The sequence below is a fragment of the Amycolatopsis keratiniphila genome (assembly GCF_000400635.2).
Taxonomy (GTDB): Bacteria; Actinomycetota; Actinomycetes; order Mycobacteriales; family Pseudonocardiaceae; genus Amycolatopsis; species Amycolatopsis keratiniphila.
Genome location: NC_021252.1, coordinates 4,624,341 through 4,639,663 on the forward strand (window position 1 = coordinate 4,624,341; position 15,323 = coordinate 4,639,663).

The 15,323-nt window shown below is 70.1% G+C and carries 10 protein-coding genes; all 10 read right to left on the minus strand.

What is annotated here, in order from left to right; translation table 11 throughout:
• Positions 1–24: 24 nt before the first annotated feature.
• Complete coding sequence (locus AORI_RS62085) at positions 25–3,336, minus strand: serine hydrolase (RefSeq protein ID WP_016334563.1); 3,312 nt, start codon at positions 3,334–3,336, stop codon at positions 25–27.
• Positions 3,333–4,325 carry an ABC transporter ATP-binding protein gene (locus AORI_RS62090; protein ID WP_016334564.1) on the minus strand — a complete coding sequence of 331 codons (993 nt, stop codon included), beginning with the start codon at positions 4,323–4,325 and terminating at the stop codon, positions 3,333–3,335. The genes AORI_RS62085 and AORI_RS62090 overlap by 4 nt, the downstream gene beginning before the upstream one ends.
• On the minus strand, positions 4,322–6,208 hold the full coding sequence (locus tag AORI_RS62095; RefSeq protein WP_016334565.1) for a dipeptide/oligopeptide/nickel ABC transporter permease/ATP-binding protein: 1,887 nt from the start codon (positions 6,206–6,208) through the stop codon (positions 4,322–4,324). The genes AORI_RS62090 and AORI_RS62095 overlap by 4 nt, the downstream gene beginning before the upstream one ends.
• Before the next feature lies 1 nt (position 6,209).
• Entirely contained in the window at positions 6,210–7,190 is a 981-nt protein-coding gene (locus AORI_RS62100; protein ID WP_016334566.1) for an ABC transporter permease, read from the minus strand.
• A complete protein-coding gene (locus AORI_RS62105; protein WP_016334567.1) occupies positions 7,190–8,788 on the minus strand; it encodes an ABC transporter substrate-binding protein in 1,599 nt (532 codons plus the stop codon). The genes AORI_RS62100 and AORI_RS62105 overlap by 1 nt, the downstream gene beginning before the upstream one ends.
• 10 nt (positions 8,789–8,798) lie before the next feature.
• Positions 8,799–9,701 (minus strand): serine hydrolase, encoded by a 903-nt coding sequence (locus AORI_RS62110; RefSeq protein ID WP_016334568.1) that lies wholly within the window; start codon positions 9,699–9,701, stop codon positions 8,799–8,801.
• Positions 9,698–11,086 carry a serine hydrolase domain-containing protein gene (locus AORI_RS62115; RefSeq protein WP_016334569.1) on the minus strand — a complete coding sequence of 463 codons (1,389 nt, stop codon included), beginning with the start codon at positions 11,084–11,086 and terminating at the stop codon, positions 9,698–9,700. Before AORI_RS62115 ends, AORI_RS62110 begins: the two co-directional genes overlap by 4 nt.
• A 121-nt stretch (positions 11,087–11,207) precedes the next feature.
• Positions 11,208–12,119: a serine hydrolase gene (locus AORI_RS62120; protein WP_016334570.1), complete on the minus strand. Its 912-nt coding sequence runs from the start codon at positions 12,117–12,119 to the stop codon at positions 11,208–11,210.
• Between the two features lie 61 nt (positions 12,120–12,180).
• Positions 12,181–13,449: an MFS transporter gene (locus AORI_RS62125; RefSeq protein ID WP_016334571.1), complete on the minus strand. Its 1,269-nt coding sequence runs from the start codon at positions 13,447–13,449 to the stop codon at positions 12,181–12,183.
• 138 nt (positions 13,450–13,587) lie between these two features.
• Positions 13,588–15,258, minus strand: a complete 1,671-nt coding sequence (locus AORI_RS62130) for a PucR family transcriptional regulator (protein WP_043848138.1) — start codon at positions 15,256–15,258, stop codon at positions 13,588–13,590.
• Positions 15,259–15,323 lie beyond the last annotated feature (65 nt).

Consider the following 15,323-nt stretch of genomic DNA (forward strand, 5'->3'; position numbering starts at 1 on the left):
GGAGTCCGGGCGGGCCGAGTGCTTTCAGGACACCTTCGGCGTCGCGCGCACGCCGTGGTGCATGTACGGCTCACCGGTCGGCAACGTGTAGAACGTGACCGGCATCCAGGTCTGCGCGCCCGGCTCACGGCAGACGTAGAGCGAGTCGGTCACCGGGACCAGGTCGAACTCCATCGTCTTCTCCGGCATCAGCTCGGCCAGCGGACCCGTGGCGGTCTGCCGCAGCCGGAGTCCGTCCTTTTCGGACAGTACCTCCATCAGCACCCCGGCCCGCTCGTAAACGCCGACGTGCCTCGAACCGTCGACGGTGACCGGAGGCGAGGGCGGCGTCAGCGGCCGCGGCATCGCCACATCCGCCAATTCCGCGAAGATCTCCCGGTACAGCTCCTCGAACAGGTCGCGGGTGTTGCCGCCGTTGGTGAGCAACGTGACGGCGAGTCCCTGATCGGGCAGCAGCCGCAGGAACGCCGACTGCCCGATCGTGTTGCCGTCGTGGCCGATGACCCGCCGTCCGCTCCACTCGTCGCGGATCCAGCCGAGGCCCCAGGAGTCGCCGAGCGAATGCTTGTCGGGGAGGTCGGCGTGCTTCTCGGTCATCGCGGTGGCGGACGCCGAGGTCAGGATCCGCTCACCGGACGGGGTGAGCCCGCCGACCAGGTGGAGCCGCGCGAAGCCGAGCACGTCCTTGGCGGTGGCGGTGATCAGGCCTGCGGGGCCCATGTTCCGCGGCAATCCCCACACCGGCGCGGGCTTCGGGTCTTCGTCCGCGCTACCGACGTGCCCGACGGCTGCACGGAGCAGCAGCGCTTCCTCGGGCAGCGTCACGGTATGGGTGAGACCGAGCGGCGCGAACAGCTTCTCCCGCATCGCGGCGTCCCAGGTCTGTCCGGTGAGCTTCTCGATCACGCGGCCCATGAGCACGAAACCCGAGTTGCAGTAGGAGAACGTCTCGCCGAGAGGATGGTTCTGCGCGGCCTGGTCGAGGATTTCGACATAGCGTTCGAGGCAGTCGTCACCTCGGCCGGTGTCGGTGAAGACGTCTCCGTCGATCCCGCTGGTGTGCGTCAGCAGATGCCGCATGGTCACCTGCTTGGCGACGTCCGGATCGGCGAGCCGCAGCTCGGGGACGACGTCGGCGATCGGCGCGTCGAGGTCGAGAAGGCCCTCGTCGACCAGCTGCATGACCACGGTCGCGGTCCACACCTTGGAGATCGAACCGATCTGGAACACCGAATCCTCGGTGACCTCGACCCCGGTCTTCGTATTCAGCACGCCGTAGGAAGCCAGAACCTCGGTGTCCTCACCGACCCTGGTGATGCCCAGCGCCGCACCGGGAACACGGTACTTGCGCGCGAGCTCGGCCAGTCGTCGCCGCCAGTGCGCCGCTTCGATCGGCACCCGCGACACCCCGTCGGCGGGCGCGGCGTACTGCTCGACCCATTCGAGGACGCGCCGGTTGAAGTCGACGCGCTGCGAGGGCGGCCCGTCGAGGATGAACAGGTGCGAGGCGTCCGGGTACAGCACCAGCCGCGACGGGACACCCCGGACGCGTAGTGCGCTGAACCACTGCTCGGCCTGCCCGATCGGGCACCGGTCGTCGTTCGCGCCCTGGATGACGAGCGTCGGCGTCCGCACGTCGGCGACGCGGGCGAACGGCGAGAACCGCTCGTTCGCCTTGTCCCACGCCGGACCGCCGAGTTCACCGACGGCCAGGTAGTGCCCGGCGTCGGACGTGCCGCCCATGCTGGTGAGGTCGCTGACCACACCACCGGCGACAGCGGCGGCGAAGCGGTCGTCCCGGCTGGTCAGGTAGCAGGTCATGAACCCGCCGTAGCTGTAGCCCGCCACGGCGAGCCGGTCCGCGTCGGCGATCCCTTCGGCGACCAGGTGGTCGAGAGGTTCGAGGAAGTCGGCCGCGTCGGCCACACCCCATGCGCCCACGGCGCCGGTGTAGAAGTCCTCGCCGTAGCCGTCGCTGCCGCGCGGGTTGAGCAGCAGCACCGCCCAGCCTCGTGCCACGAGTTCCTGGTGATAGAGGTGGATCGAGTCGGCCGCGCCGTTCCAGGCGTTGTGCGGTCCACCGTGGATGTCGAGCAGCAGCGGGGCGGCGCCGGATCGCGCCGGGTCCCGCAGCAGCCAGCCGTGCACGACGGTGCCGTCGCCGATGGTGAATTCCCTTTCCTCATGACGGAAGAGCTCGATATCGGACTCGCCGTGTTTCGTCCGCACGTCGACCGCGCCGGTGGCCGGGTCGACGACGGTGACCTCCCCGAACGACGTGCCCGTGGCCAGGACGACCACGACCCGCCCGCCCGCGATGTCCATTCCGGACACCACGCGATCCGCACCCGCCAGCACCGCGCGCGGCGTCCCGCCTTCGGTGTCCACTTCGTACAGATGGGTGCAGCCACGGTCGCGGACGCCGAACAACACGGCGCCGTCGGCCGTCACCTGCGGCAGGGCTCCCGGATAGCCTGGGCCGCCGGACATCACGTTGCGGTCCAGCGCGGCGGCCAAGTCGACCGGATCGCCACCGTCCAGCGGCACCCGCCACAGCCCCAGGTGCCCGACCTCGGTGTCGGGCCTGCCGACCACCAGCAGCGCGGTACCGTCGGCGGTCCAGCCGACCGTGCCCGCCATTCCTTCGCCCGAGCCGATCAGCCGCGGCTCGGACGTCTTCGTGGTCACGTCGAGAACGTAGGCACCGGAGCGGAAGGTCAGATCCGCGTCACCGTCCCGCCCGGCGGAGAAGGCCAGCCGGGTTCCGTCGGGCGACCAGGCCGGTTCCCCCGCGTGCCAATCGCCGAAGGTCACCTGCCGGGCTTCCCGGGTGGCGACGTCGAGGACGTGCAGATGCTTGCGGACGGTCTTGATCAGCCCCGCGCCGTCGGCCTTGAAGTCGAGCCGGTCGGACACCACGGGGGCGTTCGGCGCCAGTTCACCGCCCGCGAGGTCGACCGCGGCCGAGAACGCGATCTTGCCGCCGTCCGGGCTCCAGACCGGCGCACCCGCCCCCAGCGGGAGTTCGGTGATCCGTTCGGCCTCCCCGCCCGACGACGGCAGGAACCACACCTGCGGCGGTCCGTCCTGGGCACGGAGGAACGCGATCCGCGTGCCGTCCGGCGCCCATTTCGGTGCCATGTCGGCGGTTCCGCGCGTGAGCTGCCGCGCTTCGCCGTCGGTCGCGCCGACCTCCCAGAGCGTGTGGACGTTCCGGTCCTCGTCGCGGTCGGCGGTGCGCAGGACGTAGACGATCCGGTCGCCGTCCGGGGAAAGCGAAGGCTGGCTGGGGACGGCGATGTCGTACAGGTCGTCGAGACCGAGACGTCGGGTCATGATGCGCTTGCTCCTCTGGAGATCGTGAGCTGGTGGCTCTCGTTTTCGCTGAAGTGGCAGGCCGCCGAATGACGTCGGTGTGCCGCGTCGTTCGAGGGGTCCGCCTGGAGGCAGAGTTCGCGGCCGGTGCGCACGAGCGGGCCGACCGGGCAGCGGGTGTGGTAGCGGCATCCGGCGGGCGGATGGTGCGGGTCGGCGGGCTCGACGTCCGCGGTCTCGTCCGCGTCACCGAGGTCGAGCAGTGAACCGGTCGCCGACGGCGCCGCGGCGAGCAGGTCACGGGTGTAGGGATGCTGTGGGTCCGTCAGCACCTGTTCGGCCGGGCCGGCCTCGACGATCCGCCCGAGGTACATCACCGCGACGATGTCGCTGAGATAGCGGATCACCGCGAGGTTGTGCGAGATGAACAGCATCGACAGGCCCAGCCGCCGCTGCACGGACCGGACGAGGTTCAGCACCGCGCCCTGTACCGATACGTCGAGCGCCGAGGTGATCTCGTCCGCGATCAGCACCTCGGGCCGCCCGGCCAGCGCGCGGGCGAGCGCCACCCGCTGCCGCTGGCCGCCGGAAAGCTGCCCCGGCAGATGACCCGCGCGATCGGGGTCGAGGTTGACCAGTTCCAGCAGCCGGGCGACTTCGTCCCGGCGTGCGCCGCGGCCGGGCAGGACGCCGCGCGGGATCGCTTCGGTGATCGACTCCCCGATGCTCATCCGGGGGTCCAAAGAGGAATACGGATCCTGGAACACCATCTGCAACGGAGGACGGCGGGGCAGCTTGCGCACGTCCACGCCGCCCAGCAGGACACGTCCGGCGCTGATCGGCGAAAGCCCGACGGCGGCGCGGGCCAGCGTCGATTTCCCGGAGCCCGATTCGCCGACGAGCCCGACGACCTGTCCGGAAGGGACGGTCAGGCCGACCCGGTCGACAGCGGTGAGTCCGCGCCTGCCGCCGTACCGCACGCTCACCGCGTCGAACACGAGATCGCTCACTCCGCACCTCCGGCGGTCACGGTTTCCTTGGCGGGCTGGGAAAGCGACGCGGGATACCAGCACGCGACCCGATGGCCGGTCTCCACGCGCTCCAGCACCGGGTCTTCGAGACGGCAGCGGTCGGTCGCCGCCGGGCAGCGGTCGGCGAAAGCGCAGCCGTTGGGCACGCGATCCGGTTCCGGCGGGCGGCCGGGGATCACCGCCAGCGGAGTCTCACGATCGGTCTCGAGGTCGAGCGTCGCGGCCATCAGGGCCCGCGTGTAGGGATGCCGCGGGGTCGCGGCGGACGGCAGATCCTCCACCACGCGGCCCGCGTACATGACCAGCATCCGTTCGCACGTCTGCGAAACGACCGCGATGTCGTGGCTGATCAGGATGATCGCGGTGTCCCGCTCGGCCCTGGTCCGCGCCAGCAGGCGCAGCAACTGCCGCTGCACGGTGACGTCCAGCGCCGTGGTCGGCTCGTCGGCGATGATGAGCTTCGGGTCGCCCATCAGGCCCATGCCGATCATCGCGCGCTGCCGCATCCCGCCGGAGAATTCGTGCGGGTACTGCCGCGCACGGCGTTCGGCGGCGGGGATCCGCACCGCGCGCAACCGGTCCACGGCCCGCTCGAAGGCCTTGGCACGCGGGAGACCCTGGTGCTGCTCGGCGACTTCGGCCAGTTGACGGCCGATCCGCCTGGTCGGGTTGAACGAGGTCATCGGATCCTGGAACACCATCGCCAGCGAGGTGCCGAGCAACCCGCGCAGCTCCCGTTCCGGCGTCGTCAGCACCGGTTTCCCGGCGAATTCGAGCTTGTCCGCGGTGACCACGGCCGGCGCTTCGACCAGCCGTGACACCGCCAGCCCGGTCAGGCTCTTGCCCGAGCCCGACTCGCCGACGACCCCGATCGCCTCGCCCGCGCGGACGGTGAAGCTCACCCCGCGCACCGGAACGGTCCAGCCCGCCGGACGCGGGAACGCCACCTGGAGGTTCTCCACCACCAGCACCGCGTCGTCGCGGGCGTCGGCGGCGTCCTCCCTCGCGGGCACGACTGGCCGCGGGGCGAGCTTGCGCAGTCCGGTGCGGACGCCGATCACCCCGGCGACGGTCTCGCCGACCAGGTTGAAGGCGAGCCCCGCCAGCACCACGGCCACGCCCGGCGCGAGTGCCGCCGCCGGGTTGACGTAAATCCCGTTGAGCCCTTCGCCGAGCAGCCGCCCCCAGTCGTAATCCGGTGCCTGCACACCGATGCCGAGGAACGACAGCCCGGAGAAGGCCAGCAGGGAGGCACCCGCGCCGATGGTCGCGTTCACCACCAGTGGTTCGCCGATGTTGGGGAGGATGTGCCGGAGCAGCAACCGTATCCGGCCGACCCCGGAGATCCGGGCGGCGGACACGAAGTCCTGCCCGGCGACGGAGGCGGACAGCGTCTGCGCGAGCCGCGCGAACGCCGGTGCGAGCGCGAAACCGACCGCGAACACCGCGCCGTGCGTCCCGACCCCGAAGATGACCGAGAAGAACAACACCAGCAACAGCCCCGGGAACGCGACCGCGATGTTCACCGCGGACGTCACCAGCCGTGCGGCGGGGCGCGGCAGCAGCGAGGGCAACGTGCCGAGCACGAGCCCGGTCACCACCCCGATCACCGTCGCGAGCACGGCCAGCAGGACCGAAAGCCGGGTCGCGACCAGGACACGGAAGAGGATGTCGCGGCCGAGGTCGTCGGTGCCGAGCCAATGCGCCGCCGACGGCCCCTGCCCGATGGCGTTCGTATCGATCGCGAAAGCGTTGTCATGCCACAGGATCGGGGCGAACACCGCGAGCGCGAGCACCAGCGCCAGCAGGGCCGCCGCGAACGCGCCCACCGGGGTGCGCAGGGCCGCGAACCATTTCGCCATCTCAGTTCTCCCGGATCGTCGAACGCGGATCGAGGACGGCCAGCAGCACGTCCACCGTCAGGTTCACCAGCAGGACCCCGATGCCGTAGACGAGCACGATCCCCTGCACCAGCGGATAGTCCTTCTGCAGGATCGACTGGGCGATGGTCGAACCGAGGCCCGGCCAGGCGAAGACGTTCTCCACCAGCACCGTCCCGGCGACCATGCCGGTCAGCATCAGCCCGCCCATGGTGAGCGTCGCGGTCAACGCGTTCGGTAGCGCGTGCCGCAGGTAGACCAGCCGCGCGGGCAGCCGCTTCGCCCGCGCCGTGCGGATGAAGTCGTTGCCCAGTAAGGAAAGCGTCTCCACCCGGACGATGCGCGCGAGTACCGACGCCGGACCGAGCGCCAGCGCGATCACCGGGAGCACGAACGAGCTCGCGTCCGCGTTCCCGGCGACCGGGAACCAGCCCAGCTGGACCGAGAAGAACGCGACCAGCGCCACCGCGAGCAGGAACTCCGGGATGGCCGCGAGCAGCACGGTCGTCGAGGTGAACGCCAGCTCACCGCCCCGCCGTCGTCCGCCGCGGGTCAGCACGGCGAACAGCAGGCCCAGCGGGATCGCGATCGCGATGACCACCACGAAGGCGGGCAACGCCAGCTCGAGGGTGGCGGGCAGCCGGTCGCCGATCACCTCGGAGACCGGCTGGCCGCTCGTCATCGACGTCCCGAAGTCACCGGTGACCAGTCCGCCGAGGTAGTGGACGTACTGCAGCCACAGCGGATCGTCGAGGCCGAGCGCCGCTCGCCGCGCGTTCACCAGCTCGACCGGCGCGGTCAGCCCGAGCGCCGCGCGGACCGGGTCGCCGGGGATCAGCTGGATCATCAGGAACGCCGTGGTGATCAAGACCCACAACGAGATCGCGAACCGGCCGAGGCGGCGCACGGCGAACGACAGCCACGGGCTGCCGCGCAATCCGGCCGGGGCCTGCGCGACGGCCATCAGCTGTACATCCGGATCGACGAGGGCTCGACCGAGCCGAAAACGACCTTGAACCGCGCGTTGCTGCCGAAGGTCGGGATGACCGAGTTGACGTAGGGCACGACGTCCAGCCGCTCGATGAGCGCCTGCTCCGCCGCGAGCCAGGTCGCGCAGCCCGACTCACCCGACATCTGCGCCGCCTGCGCGGCCTGCGACGTGTACTTCTCGTTCTCGATATGCGCGAAGTTCGTGCCCGCCGGGGGCTTCGGCCCCGAGACGAACGGGCCGACCTGGCTCGGCAGCAGCAGGGTCACCGGCGCCAACGAGATGTCCCACTCACCGGTGTTGAACAGCACCTGGCTGGTTCCCGGGCTGTCGAGTCCCTTGAGCGTCACGTCGGCGCCGACGGCCTTCCACGACTGCTGCATCAGTTCCGCGGCGGGCGCCATCGTCGGCCCGAGTTGCGTGCCGTAGATGGCGGTCAGCGCGAGCCGTTTGCCGTCCTTGACCCGCACGCCGTCCGCTCCCGGCTTCCAGCCGGCCGCGTCGAGGGCCGACTTCGCGGCGGCGACGTCGAACGCGGGGAGCTTGCCCGCCACCGCGTCCCCGGCACAGGCCCTGGGTTCGGTGGTGACCATTCCCTGGCTGGGCGCCCCGGAGCCGCTGGTGAGCACCTTGCCGATCTGGGCGAGGTCGAGTGCCTGCACGAGCCCGCGGCGCACGGCCTGGTCACCGCCCGCACGGCCGGGCGCCTGGTTGAAGAACATCTCGCCCATCGGCACGACCTGCTCGCCGTGGAACAGCTTCTGCGCACGCAGGCGCTGCTGGTCCTGGCCGGTGATCCGGGCGCCGTTGAGCTCACCGGACAGCAGCAGGTTCGCGGCGGTCGTCATGTTCTGGATGACCCGGAAGGTCACCTTCTCCGGCAGTCCGGGCTGCTCGCGCTGCCAGTCACCCGGGCCCCACGCGTACTCCTTGCGCCGGGTGAGGGTGTAGTGGTCGTTCGGCACGATCTCGGTCATGGTGAACATTCCGGTGCCGTACTTGCCCTTGGCGAGCGCCTGCCGGTCGGTCACGCCCTTGCCGCACACGATCGGCAGGCCGCCGACGTTGCGCAGCAGGAACGCGTCCGGCGCACCACTGGTGAGCGTGATCTTCCGCGCCGCGTCGTCGGCGGTCGCCTTGGTCCCCGGTGCCACGGTGAGCCCGGACATCGGCGACTTGTTGGCGGGATCGCCGACGAAGTTGATGTTGGCGGCCACGTCGCTCGCGGTCAGCGGAGTGCCGTCGTCGCAGGTGATCCCGTTTCGCAGGGTGAAGGAGGCCGTGGTCGTGGAGGCCTCCCACTTCTCGGCGAGGCCGGCGATCGGCTTGCCCGACTCGTCGAGGTTGATCAAGCTGTCGTAGAGGTAGCGCCCGATGTCGAGCGCGACCGAGAGCACGGTCATCGCTGGGTCCAGTGCTCCCGGATCGGTGCCGATCGCCATCGTGAAGGTCTTGCCCTCGGTCAATTTCTGGTTCGCGGTCCGGTCCTGCCCGGATTGCGACGTCCCCCCGCACGCGCTCACGGTCAAGGCCACCACGCTCGTGATCGCGGCGGTGAGCCGGGCTTTCTTCATGCGGTTTCTCCTACTGGGTCACGGTCTGCGCACGGAGGTGATCGACGGCGAGGCGGGCGGCCTCACCGATGGCGGAGTCGACCGCGGGCAGGCGGTCGGCGAGGGATCCGGCGCGGGTGAACACCGCGACGGCGTAGCGGCGACCGTCCACATGGGTCACCACCCCCGCTTCGTTGCGGACGGCGGGCAGCGTCCCGGTCTTGGCCGCGATCGCGACATCCGCGGGGAAACCGGACGAGATCCGGTGCGGCCAGATCTGCTGCGTCATGATCGTCCGCACGCGTTCGCAGGCGGCCGGGTCGCCCGCGCGGTCGGTCCAGATCGCGTCGAGCAACGCGGTGATCTCCCGCGGCGTCGACGACGTCGTGCGTTCCGGGTCGAGCACCGCGAGCTTCCACATCTGTTCTTCGGTCGCCGCGTCGAAGACGGCTTCCAGATCGTCGTCCGGTCTCGCGCCGAGATCGGCGATCACCGAGGCGAAGAGGTCTTCGCAACAGCCGATCAACCGCGTCCTGGCGAGGCCGAGGTCGGCGAGGACGCGGTCGACGGCTTCCTGCCCGACCCGGTGGTAGACGACGTCGGTCGCGGCGTTGTCGCTCATCGTCAGCATGAAATGCGCCAGGTCGCGCCAGCTCATCTCGACGTCGTCCGCGCAGCCGGCGGTCCCGATCCCGCCGATCCGGTACCGCGCGGTGACGCGGGTCCGTTCGGTCTCGTCGATCCGCCCGGCGGCCACCTCACGGGCGAAGGCGACCGCCACCGGGATCTTGAACACGGACGCGAGGACGACCGGATCATCCGCGCCGACATCGACTTCGGGGCCGTCGGGGACGCCGATCTCGCGCGCGTGCACGAATCCGCGCGCCCCCGCCTTGGCGAAGACCGCCTCGATCTCGTCGGAGATCGTCGTCACCGGGTCACCCGGCGGTCGGCCCGTCCCGTGTGGACGAACAACGCGCGGCCGGTGCCGTCGTCACCGACGAACGCGTGCGGCATGTGCAGACCGAGGCCGTCGTGCTCGGCGACCAGGGTGTCGCCCTTGTAGCCCAGCAGCCTCGTCTTCTCCGGCGCCGAACCGAGGTCGGCGAACGTGCCCTTCATCGTGCGTTCCAGCCACAGGCCGCCCTCTTCGTCCTGCGTGACGACGATGTCCGCCACCTGCGACGAGTACTCGCCCACATAACGCGACGGGTCCGCCGGGGCCTCCGCGGCGTTCGGCTCCGGCAGTGCCGGGACCTCGACGCCGGCGAGGTCGCCCAGCACCTTCCGGAAGACGTCCAGGTACAGGTGCAACGGTTTGCCGCCGTTGGTCAGCAGGGCCACCGCGACGTTGCTGCCCGGCACCACGCGCAGGAACGCGGACTGGCCGATGGTGCCGCCGTCGTGGCCGATCACCGGGCCGCCGTCCCAGTCGAAGATCATCCAGCCGAGGCCCCACGCCCCGCCCATCAGGCCGAGGTAGGGCAGTTCCACCTGGCGTTCCCACATGGCGCGGGCGGTTTCGGGCCGCAGGACCTGGGTGCCGTCGTCCGCGCGGCCTTCGTTGAGGTGCATGCGCACGAAGGTCAGCAGGTCGCGCGGGCGCATCGCCAGATGCGAACCCGCCGGCACGTTGGACCGCGTCAACGCCCAGGCGGGCGCGGCCACCGGCTCGTCGTCCGGCTTCGGCTGGAGGTGCCCGATCGCCGCGCGGTACCGGATCGCGTCATACGGTCCGGTAGCGGCGTGGGTCAGGCCGAGCGGCGTGAAGAGGTGGTCGCGAAGGCAGTCGTCGTAGGACTTGCCACGCAGGACTTCGACGATCCTGCCGAGCACGCAGTACCCGGCATTGTTGTAGGAGAACATCTCTCCCGGCTGGAACAGCTGGGGCACATCGGAGAGCGTCGCCACGAGCTTCGCGACGCAGTCGTCGCCCTGCCCGGTGTCGGTGAAGATGTCGCCCTCGAATCCGGAGGTGTGACAGGTCAGCTGCCGCACCGTGATCCGCGACGCGGCTTCGTCGTCCGAGAGGCTGAACTCGGGAAGGTACTCGCGGACCGGCTTGTCGAGGTCGAGCCTGCCTTCGTCGACGAGCTGCATCGCCAGGGTGGTCGTCCACACCTTGGTGATCGACCCGATCTGGAATACGGAGTCCACTGTGGACTCGACGCCGGTGTTCTTGTTGAGCACGCCGGCCGCGTGGTCGATCACCTCGCCGTTCGAGAAGACCGCGATGGCGGCGCCGGGCACCTGATGCTCGGCCAGAAGGGCGGAAAAATTCTCCGCGAGCCAGGTATCGATTTCGGAAAGTTTCGACATGCGCACCTCTTGTCCGTGGAAAGGGTGGTCCGGCGGTTCCCGGAATGCTAGGCCGGTGACGGGCGTCACCGGTTCGTGCGGAACGACGAGAGCGGCGGGAAAATTCATCCGGCCGGACGAATCATTCGCGGTCGGCCTCGGGAAGCCTGAGCCATTCGACGGCCTGTGCCGCGGCGAACCCGATGAACGCGTCCCGCTCCGGCACCCGCGACCGCCCGTCGACCGCGTCGGTGAAAATCCCTACCGCGTAACGGCCGCCATCCGGGTACTCGACCACGCCGACCTCGTTGCGCACCGACGGCAGCGTCCCGGTCTTGCCGCTGACGCGGATCCCGTCGTCCGGGAACCCGGACCGCAGCCGGTGCGGCCACACCTGGAGTTCCATCCAGCGCCGGACGTCCGCGCACGCCGCCGGTGCGGCCGCCTCGTCGCGCCAGACGAGCCCGAGCAGCCGGGTGATCTCCTCCGCGGTCGTGGCGCAAGTGTGCTCCGGTCGCAGGGCGCGCAACGCGGTGATCCGCTCGATCGGCAGCTCCGTCAGCAGCCTTTCGTCGTCCTCGTAGGAGATTCCGAGGTCCTCCCCGATGCCGCGCAGCACCTCTCCGCAGTCCTGCGAAACGGTGGTGTGCTCGAAGCCGAGGTCGCGCAACGTTTTCTCGGTCGCTTCCTTACCGACGCGGTCGAGGATCAGGTCGGTGGCGACGTTGTCGCTGATCCCGATCATCAGGATCGCGAGGTCGTACCAGGACATCGTGATCTCGTGCCGGAAGGTGGCCAGGCCGTACGGGCTGGGCGTGGGATGCCCCGGCGGGACGGTGATCCGCTCGCCGAGGTCGAGCGCGCCCTCGGCCCCCTGCTTCGCCAGTTCCAGCGCGATCGGGACCTTGAAGACCGACGCCGTGACGACCGGGGCGTGTTCGTCGACGCCGATTTGCCGGGTGCCGTCGATTTCGGCCGCGTGCAGCCGGACGCGGACGCCGACCTCCTTCGCGCGCTCGCTGATCGTTTCGGTGACTTCGGACGCGGTGGGCATGGGACTCCTTGTCTGCGTTGGGCTCGTGAGTGGCGTTTCGGGTTAGAACCCGAAACGCCACTCACGAGGCCGAGCGGGGACTCGCCGGGGAGAAGGTGAACTGCGCCGGGTTCTGCGGTACCCAGAACGCCATCACGGCGGTGAGGAAGGTCGTGCCGATGAGGAAACCGAACGCCGCGGTGTAGGAGAAGGCGTCGGCGAGCCAGCCCATGGCCACCGGCGCGACCGCGCCCGCCACTTGGCCGCCGAAGTTCATCACGCCCATGCCGATCCCGGTGACCGCCGTGGGCAGCACGCGCAGCGGCAGGCCGAAGACGGCCATCGTCGCCATGCCGAATACCGCGAGCGCGAGCGTCTCGTAGAGGGTGAACTCCGCCGTGGTCTCCGCGGACACCATCAGGATCAGCAGCACCACGGTCACCAGCGCGATCGAGCTGAGGTACCACCGGCCGTGGTCGTGGAAGTAGCGGTCGAACAGCCAGCCGCCGAGGATGGTGGTGCCGATGCTCACCAGCATCGGGATCGCCGCGAGCACACCGGTCTGGTTCAGCGTCAGGCCCCGCGCTTCGAGCAGGTAGCTGGGCACCCAGGTGATCAGGCCGTAGTTCAACATGTTCGTGGCACAGAACAACAGCGTGAACTTCCAGACCACAAAGGACTTCAGCACCTGTTTGCGGGAGACCTCCGGGGTCTTCGCCTCATCACGCGGGAGGCTGCTCAGCCTTTCCGGCAGCGCCTTGGGAAGCAGCGTCCAGACGACCACGCCGATGATCGCGCCGACACCGGCCATCCAGAAGAACGTGTGCCGCCAGCCGACCGCCATCAGCAACGGGCCGACGATCAACGGCGCCAGGCCGGCGCCGATGCCACCGGCGGACAGCATCACGCCGGTCACCGTCGCGCGGTTGCCGGGGGTGGTCCGTTCGGCGATCGCCTTGAACGAGGCGGCCGGGAAAAGTCCTTGGCACACACCGAAAAGGCCGCGGACGACGAGCAGCATGCCGAAGGTGCCCGCCATCCCGGTCATCGCGGTGAACGCCGACCAGAGCAGCAGCGTGACCAGCATCGGCCCCCGCGAGCCGTATCGGTCGGCGAGGAAGCCCGCCGGGATCTGGCAGACCATGTACACCAGCGCGAACACGGTGACGAGCCAGCCCTGCTGGGTCTTGCTGAGCTCGAATTCGGCGCCGATCATCGGCAGCGCCATCCCGATCGAGAACCGGTCGATGTAGTCGACCGCCCAGGCGAACACCATCACCACCATCGTGATGAGCGCCGTCCGGTTGATCCGCCGTGCTGTCCAGGTGTCCTCGTTGACCACTGCCGTCATGGCGCCTCCGCGAAACTTTGGGAGAGAAGGAGAACGGCGCGAGCGTGGCGCCGATCACTCATTCTGAAACGCGGCCGCCGAGCGGAGTTCGTGCGATCACACGAACATCGGCCGTCGTTTCGGGCCGGGAGACCAACGTCAGTCTTCGGCGCCCGGTGGCCCGGTCCGCGCGTCACGGGGCAGCAGCCGCAACTGCAGCATCGCGGCGAACCGCTCCCCCGCGTCGTCGAGGTCGATCCCGCCGACCTCCGCGAGCCGCCGCAGCCGGTAGCGGAAGGTGTTCGGATGGACGTACGCCGAGGCGGACGCGGCTCCGATGTCACCGAAGGCGTCGAGCCAGCATCGAAGGGTGTGCACCAGTTGTGACTGGTGCTGCGCGTCGTAGGCGAGCAACCGCGCGACAGGTCCTGTCGCGACGTCTCCCCTGGCCGCGGCGAGGTCGGCGAGATCGAGCATGAGCGCGTCGACGTGGACGTCGTCCGCGGTCGCGACGCGTTTGGCGCCGCCGTTGGTGAGCAGCACGCGCAGCGCCCGGTCCGCGCCGTCGCGGGAGGCGTGCAGGCCGGAGGCGTCGAGCGCGAGCGGTCCGATCCCGATCGCGGCCGCCGCCCGGCGTCCCGTGCGCTCCAGGAAGGTCGACGCGACCCGCACCGAACGTTCCTGGCAGTCGGCGTGCCCGCCGGGCATCGGGAGGATTCCGTAGGCGACGTCGCCGACCAGCGCGACGGCCGAGCGGGGCTGGACGGCGCTCAGGTGCATGGCCAGTGCGTCGGCGACCCGCTGGCGGTCCGCGACCAGTCTGAGGTCGTCCTCGGGTTCGGGTGTGCCGAGCAGGCCCATGGCGAGCACGATCGACGGCTGGCCGAGCAGCCCGAGCCGCGCGATCGCCTCCGGCGCGCCGGCACCGCCTTCGAGCGCCGTGCTCACCAGGTCCGCGCGCAGCCGTCGTTCGACGTCGGCGCCGGCCCGCAGCCGGAGCATGTGCAGCGCGACGAGTTTGGCGGCGTCGATCAGCGCCTGCGTCCGCTCTTCGCTGAGCGGTTCCCGCACCGCGGCCCAGATCGACCCGAGTACCTCGTCGCCGGCGCGGACGGCGAGCGCCACCCGGGGAAGGACGATCTCGATGTCGTCGTACCGCTGCGGGTCGACGTAGACCGGCGTTTGGTCGCGGTACAGCCGCTCGAAGACGCCGTCCTGTTCCAGCCCGCGGGTGAACCGCTCCGGCACCTGCCTGCCGAGGATGGTCTCGACGCGGGACGGGTCCGCCTCGTCCTGACGTCCGGAAAACGCGAGGACACGCGAGTTGCGGTCTTCGATCGTCACCGGCGCGTCCAGCAGCGCGGCGATCGCGTTGGCCAGCGCGAAGAGATCACCCGACGGCATTCCGCCGAGCGTCTGGGGCGAGACCTCGCCGACGTCCTCTTCGGCGAGCAAGGTCCGGAGCATGGCGGCGAGCTGCGCCCAGGACGCGCCGCGCGCGAGCCCGAGCAGGGCGACCCCGGACGAGTCCGCGGCACGCCGGAGTTCCGGCGCCGGGGTGACGGGAGACCGGACGACGAGCGCCGCCGCGCCTCGCGCACCCACGTCGTGCAAGAGGCGGACGACCTCGTCCCGATCCCGCACCCCGACGCCGAGCACGACGGCCCCGCCAGGGATTTCGGATTCGTCGTGCGGATCGTGGATGACCACCCCGCCGAGCTGTTTGCGGGTGGTCCGGCCGACCGCGACCGGCTCCAGGAGCACGTCCCCGAGGTCTTCGAGGACGCGTCCCAAGCTCGTATGCGGCTTGCTGGGCACCGGTGTCAGCACCCCCCGAAGTTAAACCCGGTCTCACCAAACCGATTGGTTCGATCCGACCAAATCTAACCCCGGAT

Coding starts and splice junctions, on each gene's coding strand:
- AORI_RS62085 (WP_016334563.1), bottom strand. CDS start 3,336: ATGACCCGACGTCTCGGTCTCGACGACCTGTACGACATCGCCGTCCCC.
- AORI_RS62095 (WP_016334565.1), bottom strand. CDS start 6,208: ATGGCGAAATGGTTCGCGGCCCTGCGCACCCCGGTGGGCGCGTTCGCG.
- AORI_RS62100 (WP_016334566.1), bottom strand. CDS start 7,190: ATGGCCGTCGCGCAGGCCCCGGCCGGATTGCGCGGCAGCCCGTGGCTG.
- AORI_RS62105 (WP_016334567.1), bottom strand. CDS start 8,788: ATGAAGAAAGCCCGGCTCACCGCCGCGATCACGAGCGTGGTGGCCTTG.
- AORI_RS62115 (WP_016334569.1), bottom strand. CDS start 11,086: ATGTCGAAACTTTCCGAAATCGATACCTGGCTCGCGGAGAATTTTTCC.
- AORI_RS62120 (WP_016334570.1), bottom strand. CDS start 12,119: ATGCCCACCGCGTCCGAAGTCACCGAAACGATCAGCGAGCGCGCGAAG.
- AORI_RS62125 (WP_016334571.1), bottom strand. CDS start 13,449: ATGACGGCAGTGGTCAACGAGGACACCTGGACAGCACGGCGGATCAAC.